We start from the raw sequence: 9378 nt of genomic DNA, 5'->3' as shown, positions 1-9378 counted from the left end.
TGCGCCAAAATCTCCATGCCTTGCGATATCGCTGGCGCGAACCACCACGAAAGCGCAAGTTTCAGTCCATGCCAAAGCTATCTTAGCGCCTATGCGCAGCAGGGGCAGCCGTTTCCAAGCGGTCGCATCGTAATCTGTTCAGACTTTTCGATACGCTCATTGAGTGTGCCGATTTCGGCCCCCAGTGATGGTGCTGACCACGACGATGCGATTCATAAAGTTGCGAGCACCGCCTAGGAAGTCGTACTCAACGCCAGCTTCGCGCCTTCACACCCGACATCGCCGCCGCCTGATCAACTCGAGAAAGATGGCGGTTGCCGCAACCGACCAGTGCCGTTGGCGGTTATTATCGCTCCCGACCCTCCTTCGCGGGCGCTGGTGAATGGCACGGCCCCGCATTTACACTCCGCGCGGTCAGCCGCTCGGGCAACGCATGGCCGGCCCAGGTATTTCTGCTTCAACGCAAAGATAGAACTGATGAATCCTATCATAGGCCGCGAGGTTTCCTTTCACAGATGAAAGAAAGCTCGATTGACTATGCCGCCTCGCTCCAGTCTTTTGAAAACAACGTGTGTTTGCCCGGGGCAAGCCAATAACATGGCCAAGCCTCGTGGAGGGAGTAGCCAAGCGATGCGTCAGGGCTAGACCCGCTTTGCACTCGACCACACGGCGGCGGCACGAGTTCACGTCGGAGCATTTTCGCGCGTGCCCACGATGTCGCGGCGCACATGCCGCCAGCCTAGATTTGATGGCGCGAGATCGAGGATCACATGCACCACAACATTAGCAAGTCAGAACAGAATGCCCGCGACTGCGGCATATCGCTGCCGAATGCGATAAAGGGTTGTCCAAAGTCCGACACGAATCCTGCGAGTGTGGCATTGCACGAGCGCGCGCTAACCGGCATCTTCGAAATATCGAAAGTACTCGCCGATGCCGCCCGGCTCGAACTCAAGTTGGCCAAGGTAGTCGATCTCCTGCACTCGTTTGTGCAGATGCGGCACGGCATCATCGCTCTCTGCGATGCCGAGGGCGGACTGGACATCACAGTGGCCAGCGGCTGCGGCACGAACGGCAATGAGCCCTCCCGCTCGCGCCTGCCGCGCAACGCCATCGACCAGATTGTGACGACCAACACGCCGCTTGTCGCCGACGACATAGTGATGCATCCGACCTTCACTGCCGCTGATATCGAGGTGCTTGGGGCCTCCGACACCGTGTCGTTCATCGGCGTTCCCATTCGTGTTGATGGGAACGCCATAGGCGCGCTGACTTTGGACCGGGTTTTGGAAAGCAGGTCAAGCTATCGGCTCGACGATGATGTCCGGCTGCTTACCATGATTGCCAACATGGTGGGACAGACAGTCAAGTTGCATCGCTTCTCCGCGGTCGACCGCGAGCGAACGCCGGAGCTGGAACATCGGCTGCAAACGAAATTTTCTGATGTTAAGCACCCTGCACCCCGGCGCAAAAAGGTCCACGTCGAGGGGATGATTGGTGACAGTCCGGCGATAAGCGCCCTGCTGGAGAAGATCGCGGTCGTAGCGAAGGCAAAAACCACAGTTCTGTTGCGAGGTGAGTCCGGTACCGGGAAGGAGCTGGCTGCCAAGGCAATTCACGAGTTGTCGCCGCGCGCCAAGCGGCCCTTCGTTAAACTCAATTGTGCAGCGCTCCCAGAGACAGTCCTGGAATCCGAATTGTTCGGTCATGAGAAGGGTGCCTTCACAAGCGCATTCAATTCCCGCAAGGGGCGTTTTGAGCTCGCTGACAAGGGGACGTTGTTTCTGGATGAGATCGGCGAGATCTCGGCCTCGTTCCAGGCAAAGCTACTGCGCGTGCTGCAGGAGCAGGAGTTTGAGCGCGTCGGCAGCAATCAGACCATCAAGGTCGATGTTCGCGTGATTGCCGCCACGAACAGGAACCTGGAAGAGGCGGTTGCAAGGAATGAGTTCCGCGCCGACCTATACTACCGCATCAACGTGGTTCCCTTGCTGGTACCAGCATTGCGCCAAAGGCGCAGCGATATTCCGCTCCTCGCAGCTGAGTTTCTCAAGAAGTTCAACGACGAGAACGGCTGTACGCTCACCTTCGATCCGCGTGCGATTGAAGTGCTGATGAAATGTGAGTTTCCCGGCAACATTCGCGAGCTTGAAAATTGCGTGCACCGGACAGCGATCCTGGCCGAGGGACTGTCAATCGGGAGAAACGACTTTGCCTGCTCCCAAGGCCAATGCTTTGCCGAGGCGCTGTGGAAGTGCAGATCGGGCAAGGCCGCGCTGCAACCACCGCCGATCCTGCCGGAGTCAGCGAATTTGGCCACGCCCCCGGACGAGGCCGCCAGTTCGGCCGCGACTAACCCACTTGCCGGCGCAACCCACCCAATTGGCGCGAGGACGCCCGATATAGAGCGCGTCATTGCTGCCATGGAAAGATGTGGCTGGGTGCAGGCAAAGGCAGCGCGCTTGCTTGGGCTGACCCCGCGCCAGATTGGCTACGTGCTGAGGAAATACGGCGTCGAGATCAAGCGTCTTTGAAAGCATGACCCTGGGCATGAGCTGAGCAGCTTAGCGCCTTGGCGCCGCGCAGCGATGCAGATCCGCGTGCGCGTCAACTCGATTCGACCGAGGACAGGTGGCTGAATTCCCATGTCAGCCGGCGCTGCGACCATTGTGTGAAAGGCAACCCTGCCATCGTCCAATCCCGTCCGCCATGTTGCTCTCGTTGCGAGCTCATGCGGATGCCCCTGTGTGACTGAAACGGAGTTAAATATGTCCGACGCAAAACTGCAAACTGTGCTTTCGGCTCTTTCGCAAGTGACACGACAGTTGGATGCTCTGCCGTCCAACGGACCAGCGCCGGACGCAAATTTTATCAAGCTGAATACGAATGAGAACCCGTTTCCGTTGCCGCCAATCATAATGCAAAGTGCAGTGGCGGCCCTCAAGCGCCAGTATCTATATCCGGATGACGATAACTTCAGACTGAGGGAAGCAGCGTCCAGCGCCTATGGCGTTTCCAGGGATCAGGTCATCGCTGGCAACGGGTCGTCTGAACTGCTCGGACTGATCTACAGAGCTTTCCTCGCACCCGGCGACAAGGTTGCGATGATGTCGCCAGGGTTTTCGTTCAACCGCAAACTTGCCATGCTCCAGGGCGCTGAGTTCCTCGAAATCGGATGTCAAGCTCATTCCCTGCCAATGGAGCAATTGCTTTCTGGTCCGGCAAAAGACGCCAAGTTTATTATGTTGGCCAATCCAAACAATCCGACCGGAACATTCCTCCCGATAAGCGATATCGAACGCCTCGTAGCACAATCGGACCGCTTGATTGTCCTCGATGAGGCCTACGTCGACTTTGCACCCGATCACGGACTGCGCCTCATCAACCGGTATTCGAACCTTCTGGTCTTGAGGTCATTCTCGAAAAGCTATGCCGCCGCCGGCATTCGCGTCGGTTTCGGTTTCGGTCACCCTGAAATTATTGGAAGGCTGCGAAACATCCAGAACGTCTTCAACATGAACGTGATCGGGCATGCCGTTGGTATCAGCGTGCTTGCGCATCGCGGCGCCTACGCAGACAACCACAAGCACATCAAGGATGAACGAGAGCGAGTGACAGTTGCACTATCGCAACTCGGATTTTCCGTAACACCCTCCCGCGCAAATTTCTTGCTGGCCCGTGTGCCCGCGGGACAGGACGGCTCATGGTGGCAAGCAGCATTGGAGAGGCAAAAGATACTTGTCGCGTTTTTTCCGGACAAAGGCTTGGAACACTGTATCCGCGTCAGCATCGGCACAAAAGAGCAGATGGATGAATTTCTTGCTGCCGCTGGCGACATTGCTGGAAGCTTAACGGTGCCAAGCTCCAGAGGCAGGGAAGCGTCAGGCTCTGCTTCTTCGTTACGCTGACGCTAATCGGCGATCACACACATCTCTTCCGACTTGCTGGTGATCCCAGCAAGAAAACAGCCTGCTTTTAAAATCGGGGACTTAAAGAGTGACAAACGTCTTTCCTTCAAACCTGGCTTTCGGCATCTTCGATCATTTGGATGAGGATGGCCGCGATATAGGCCGGCAGTACGAAGATCGCCTGATATTAGCAGAGGCGTGCGATCAGCTAGGGTTCTATGCCTATCATCTCGCAGAACACCACTGTACTCCCCATGGGAGAGGTCCATCGCCGAATCTGTTCTTATCGAGCGTCGCCCAGCGCACCCGGCGCTTGCGTCTCGGACCCTTGGTGATGCTGCTTGCGCTTTATCATCCGCTGCGTGCGTTCGAAGAGATCTGTATGCTGGACCAGTTGAGCGGTGGCAGGCTCGAACTGGGCATAGGGCGCGGTGCTCTCCCGACCGAATTGGGCTACTTCGGGATTGGTGCGGACGCGGTGCCGGGCCGTTATGCCGAAGCCAGCGAAATTCTTATGCAAATACTTGTGAATTCGAGGGAGGTCGGCACGCTATGCTATCAAGGCCGCCATTTTGATCTCAATGACGTTCCTTTGACGCTAAGACCTCATCAGCGTCCACATCCGCCCACATGGGTCGCTGCCAATCGACCCGAGTCCACAGCTTGGGCCGCTGCGAATGGAACAAATATCGCGTGTGTAGGACCTTCCTCTTCTGTTCGCAAAACTACTGATGCGTTCCGCGCCTATCGAGAGGACAACGCAGGCGGCGGGGATCAAGGGAGATTTGTCGGATTGCTCCGCATGGTCGTGATTGGGCGTTGTGACACACATGCCTATTCGCTCGCGGCACCTGCTTACGCACGCTGGCTCAAGAGCTTCCAATTCCTTTACGAGCTTAACGCTATCCCCACTCCACCAAACTTGCCGCTAACCTTCGATGCGGCAGTCGAGAGTGAATTGTGCGTGGTAGGATCAGCAGAGTCTGTGCGAAAAGCTCTGCTAGATCAGTTGGAAGAGGCAGGTGCCAACTACCTGCTTTGTCAAATGGCATTTGGAAATCTGCCGCTAGATGCTTCCCTTTACACCGCGAGGACCATTCAGTCCGAAATCATGGCTCGACTTGGCTGACCATGTGCTCGAGCTTGCACGTGGTGGGGCGGGCAATCGGGAGGAGGCCAAACTGACGACGAGCAGGCGGCACAGAATACCAGCTTGTGCGTTGGCTGGCGTCTGGGCCATCGTGTGAACATGCACGATCCTAAGGAGAGGGTAGCCGAGCGCGTCACGATGCCGGCACGCGTCTGCTCGTCGCGCTGGCGCTAGTCGTTGCCCATAGCCAGCCGCAGGAGGTTCTTCTCGCCCGGGGCGGCGTCGGTGCGGCGCCCACTAATCCAGCTTCATCAGCGGCCCGTCGGTGGCAAAGCCGTCACTCGCTACGGCGCTATTGAGGGCGCGCTCGCGAGCGGCTTTGCGACGCCCAGCCAACACCTCCAGCGAGCTCGCCCGATGATGGTGGTGCACCGCGGTCGGATACGATGCTGGAGGAAATCGTTCGCAGCCGGTCTTCACGAATTGCGAGGAGTGCTCGTTCTTGAGTGCTGGCTGCTGGCCGGATGCGGTGGCCTGAGTGGTCTGCCGACACGCCCGAAAGTCAACGCCACTACCACAAGGCCGCCAAGATGTCAGGTCTGAGAGCCAGCTTGGACGGTGGTATCGTGTTCGGGAAGGTCGTCGAAGGAGGCGTAGTTGAGATAGTAGAGTTTGGAATACAGGCCGCCCATGGCTATTAACTCATCGTGGTTGCCAGTCGCAATAACTTGGCCATTCTGAAGCACGATGATGCGGTCGGCCCCCCGGACCGTGGCGAGACGGTGGGCGATGACGAGGCCAGTCCGCCCTTCAAGCAGCTTGATCAGAGCCTTCTGAATCTGCAATTCCGTGTAGCTGTCGATATTGGCGGTAGCTTCGTCGAGCACGAGGATCTTGGCGTCAGCGACGAGGGCGCGGGCGAAACTGATAAGCTGGCGCTGGCCGAGAGATAAGTTGTCGCCGCGTTCGCCAAGTTGGGTCTCATACCCGTCGGCGAGGCTCATGACGAAGTCATGCGCGCCGACAGCCTTGGCCGCCTCGATCACCTTGTCGCGCGTGGCTTCCGTCTTCTGGTATCGAATGTTCTCGAAGACCGTCCCGGTGAACAGGAATGGCTCCTGCAGCACCATGGCGACCTGGCGGCCGAGCGATTCCTGGGTGAGGTCGCGTACATCATGTCCGCCGACCAGCACCTGACCCTGCTGAACATCATAGAAGCGGTGGACCAGGGCCATCGCACTCGATTTGCCAGAACCGCTCGGTCCGACTAGTGCGACCGTCTCGCCCGGATTGACCTTGAACGAGACATTTTTCAGAACCGAACGGTTCGGATCGTAGCCGAAGGTGACGTCCCTAAACTCGACCGAGCCGTCCATTTCGGGCGAAAGCACCTCGGCATTGGGTTTGTCCTTAACATCGATCTTGACGTCGAGCACATCCGTCAGGCGCTTGCCTGAGGCCATGGCGCGCTGCATGACCGAATATTGCAGGGTGAGTGAGCGGATCGGGTCAAAGAAGCGCTGGATGTAAAATAGGTAGGCTACCAACACGCCCACATCTATACGGCTATTCATGACCATCGAGCCGCCGACCACAATAACGGCGGCCAAGGCGAGGCCGGTGATGCCATCGACGATGGGCACCATGACCAGTGCATATCTGGCAGCGATCAGGTGGGTCCTGAGGTTGGCATGGGCCCGATCGTCAAAAAGACTGAAATTCACCTGCTGGCGGTCCATTGACTGTATGGTCCGCACGCCGTGAATGGCTTCGGCCAGCGCGCCATTGACGACGGAATTGGTTTCGTGTGCAGCCATGAAGGCGTCGCGGGCACGCGGCAACCAGACAATGCGGACGATCACCAGGATCGGCAGAACCGATAGCGTCAGGAGGCCGAGGCGAAAGTCGAGCCACAGCATTACGAAAACGATGCCGAAGAGAAGCGCAACATCGCCTAGGGAATATACCGAAGTTTCCAGGAACTCCTGTATGGAGTTAACGTCGCCTTGCAGGCGCGACATCAGGCGTCCGACCTCGGTCTTGTCCATGAAAGAGAGCGAAACCTTTTGCAGATGGCCAAACATGGCGCGGCGGATGTCGAACAGGACAGTTTCGGCCATTTTCCCATCCAAGGCTTCCTGCATGTAGCCGGCGGCGAAATTGACCAAAATCGCCGAAAGGAACGCGCCGACGGCCGCAAGCTGGGCTGAGCGATCGGGCCTTGCCGGGTTCATGCCGAGGTCGATCGCGTAGCGGATGATCAAGGGGATGAGAAGCTGCGTCCCGGTGAAGATCAGCATCGCGACAATCGTGACAACTACCTTTGCCCGGTAGGGATGGACGAAGCCCCAGATGCGACGGAGGATGCTCTTGTCGAAAGCCCGGCCGAACATCTCCTCCTCGATCCGGTGCGAGCCGACGACCGCGCGCGGAGGGCGTCTCCCGTCGTCAGGTTCGGCTTCGAGTTCGCCGCGGCCCTGGTCCATCAGCGGGCGCCCCCATCCTGGCTAATAATGCTATCACCCGGGCACGTCTGGAGATCGTAAAGGGCCCTGTAGCGTCCCCGCTTCGCCAGAAGCTCTTCATGCGTGCCGCGTTCTACGATTTCGCCGTTATCGACAAAAAGGATTTGATCGGCATGCTTAAGCGCACTCAGCCGGTGCGCGATGATGATCGTCACCCGATCCTTTGCGAAGCGCCGCATCGCCGCGCGAATGCGCAGCTCGGTGCCGGCATCGATCGCGGCCATCGAGTCGTCGAAAATGATGACGGAGGGGCGCAGCATCATGGTGCGAGCAATCGTGAGACGCTGGCGCTGGCCGCCAGAGAGAGAAACGCCGCGTTCGCCCACGACCGTCTCATACCCTGCCGGGAGCCCGAGGATGTAGTCGTGGAGCTGGGCGAATTCTCCAGCGCGTTCAATTCGCTGTCTCTTCGCCCAGGGATCGCCATAAGCGATGTTGTTCTCGATCGTTGTGGTGAATAGGAACGCATCCTGCTGTACAACCGCGACCGCCTTGCGAAGGCTCTCGAGGGTGACATTGCGTATGTCCTGGCCGTCCAACGTGATGGCGCCACCGGTCACGTCGTAAAAGCGGGGGACCAGATGAGCCATCGTCGATTTGCCGGAACCCGGCGGACCGACGATAGCGATCGTCTCGCCTCTCCGGGCCTCAAAGCTGAGGTTCTTCAGAATGGCGCGGTTTTCGGCGTTGGGGTAGGCAAATGAGACATTGTGGAAGCGCAGAGTGCCGTCACTTATCTCAAGCGGTCTGGCCTCGAGAGCATCCCTGATGGTGATCTCCTGATCGAGGAGACCGAAAAGCCGCGAACCGCAGCTAGAAGCGCGGGCAAACGCATTGACCATGAGACCGATCTGGCGGACTGGCATTTGCAGCATGGTCATGAAGGTCAGGAAGGTCGCCATGGTTCCGACGCTGATCTCGCCAGCGACGAGCTTGTTGCCACCGATCCCAAGCACCAATCCCATTGCGAAAAAGTAGGACAAGGTCATCGCCGACGTGTTGGGTACGTAGATGTCAACGAGATCGTTGGCGAGGTCGAGCGCGTTCTTGGAAGCGCCGTCGAACTTCAGCATCTCATAGGATTGAGCCGCAAAAGCGCGGACCACGCGGATACCTGCGAGATTTTCCTTCATCACGCGGCTTAGTACCGAAAGGCGCTCATAGAGGTCGAGCCAGGTGGCGCGCAGCTTAAGCTGTGTGGTCGATGAGCGCCAAGCGACAAAAGGCACGAAGCTGAGCGCGGCCAAGCCGAGCATGGGATCGGTCGAGATCATCATGTAAGCGCCAATCCCGATCAGCATCGTCAGCAGGAGCACCCGCATAAGCCCGGTGGAAAAATACATCCGCACGCCTTCGAGATCGAGCATTCCGGCGGTTATCAGATCGCCTGAATGGACCCGGTCGTGAAAGGAAAAGCTGAGACGCTGGATCTTGTCGTAGTAGGCGAGCCGCAATTCGTACGCGACATGATGCCCGACGGCTTCGGCAAAATAGTTCTGCGCCATCGTGAAAACGCCGCGTAGCGCGCTGACGGCGAGCAGCAGGAGAGCCGGGGCCCAGAGCGCTTGTCCTGCCGCGGCCCCCGCGACGCCGCCCCCGATAGCTGTCTGGGTCTGGTCGACAGCCCGGCCGAGAAGCTGGGGAATGAGCAACTGGAGGATTGCCGCCATGATCGTCGAGCCCATAGCGAGGGCAACCTGCCACGGATGGCGCAGATTCATACGCGTGATGCGCAACAGCGTACTCAAATCCGGGCCCCAGCGCGCCGCTTCAACATGGGTCAACGAATTCAGTGCGTTCGTTGCGCTACTGGCAGCATCACTGTTCACGGGTGTATTCCCGACTGCATTTTGCG

Annotated in this window: 6 protein-coding genes; 4 read left to right on the top strand and 2 right to left on the bottom strand. The window is 58.3% G+C overall.

Features of this window, described 5'->3' with window-relative positions:
• The 4 genes from NKI06_RS27455 to NKI06_RS27440 form a co-directional block, all read left to right on the top strand.
• On the top strand, nt 1–237 hold a 237-nt coding region (locus NKI06_RS27455; RefSeq protein WP_352987687.1), incomplete at its 5' end, for a hypothetical protein.
• Nucleotides 238–770: 533 nt separating this feature from the next.
• Nucleotides 771–2534, top strand: a complete 1764-nt coding sequence (nifA, locus tag NKI06_RS27450) for a nif-specific transcriptional activator NifA (protein ID WP_352544675.1) — start codon at nt 771–773, stop codon at nt 2532–2534.
• A 234-nt stretch (nt 2535–2768) separates the two neighbouring features.
• Nucleotides 2769–3908, top strand: a complete 1140-nt coding sequence (hisC, locus tag NKI06_RS27445; RefSeq protein ID WP_352498804.1) for a histidinol-phosphate transaminase — start codon at nt 2769–2771, stop codon at nt 3906–3908.
• 88 nt (nt 3909–3996) lie between these two features.
• On the top strand, nt 3997–5037 hold the full coding sequence (locus NKI06_RS27440) for an LLM class flavin-dependent oxidoreductase (protein WP_031194208.1): 1041 nt from the start codon (nt 3997–3999) through the stop codon (nt 5035–5037).
• A gap of 554 nt (nt 5038–5591) precedes the next feature.
• Here the strand turns inward: NKI06_RS27440 and NKI06_RS27435 are convergent.
• Together NKI06_RS27435 and NKI06_RS27430 are read right to left on the bottom strand one after the other, a co-directional pair.
• Nucleotides 5592–7484 (bottom strand): ABC transporter ATP-binding protein, encoded by a 1893-nt coding sequence (locus NKI06_RS27435; protein WP_023727113.1) that lies wholly within the window; start codon nt 7482–7484, stop codon nt 5592–5594.
• Nucleotides 7484–9352, bottom strand: a complete 1869-nt coding sequence (locus tag NKI06_RS27430) for an ABC transporter ATP-binding protein (RefSeq protein WP_352498802.1) — start codon at nt 9350–9352, stop codon at nt 7484–7486. Before NKI06_RS27430 ends, NKI06_RS27435 begins: the two co-directional genes overlap by 1 nt.
• Nucleotides 9353–9378: the final 26 nt, after the last annotated feature.

Origin of the sequence: Mesorhizobium sp. M0772 (assembly GCF_040320135.1) — a bacterium.
Lineage (GTDB): Bacteria > Pseudomonadota > Alphaproteobacteria > Rhizobiales > Rhizobiaceae > Mesorhizobium.
Note: the sequence above shows the minus strand (reverse complement) of the source record. Positions and strands in the feature narration are given on the sequence as shown.

What these genes read in the sequence shown, in the direction of transcription:
- hisC (WP_352498804.1), top strand. Translation starts at nt 2,769, where the DNA reads ATGTCCGACGCAAAACTGCAAACTGTGCTTTCGGCTCTTTCGCAAGTG.
- NKI06_RS27435 (WP_023727113.1), bottom strand. Translation starts at nt 7,484, where the DNA reads ATGGACCAGGGCCGCGGCGAACTCGAAGCCGAACCTGACGACGGGAGA.
- nifA (WP_352544675.1), top strand. Translation starts at nt 771, where the DNA reads ATGCACCACAACATTAGCAAGTCAGAACAGAATGCCCGCGACTGCGGC.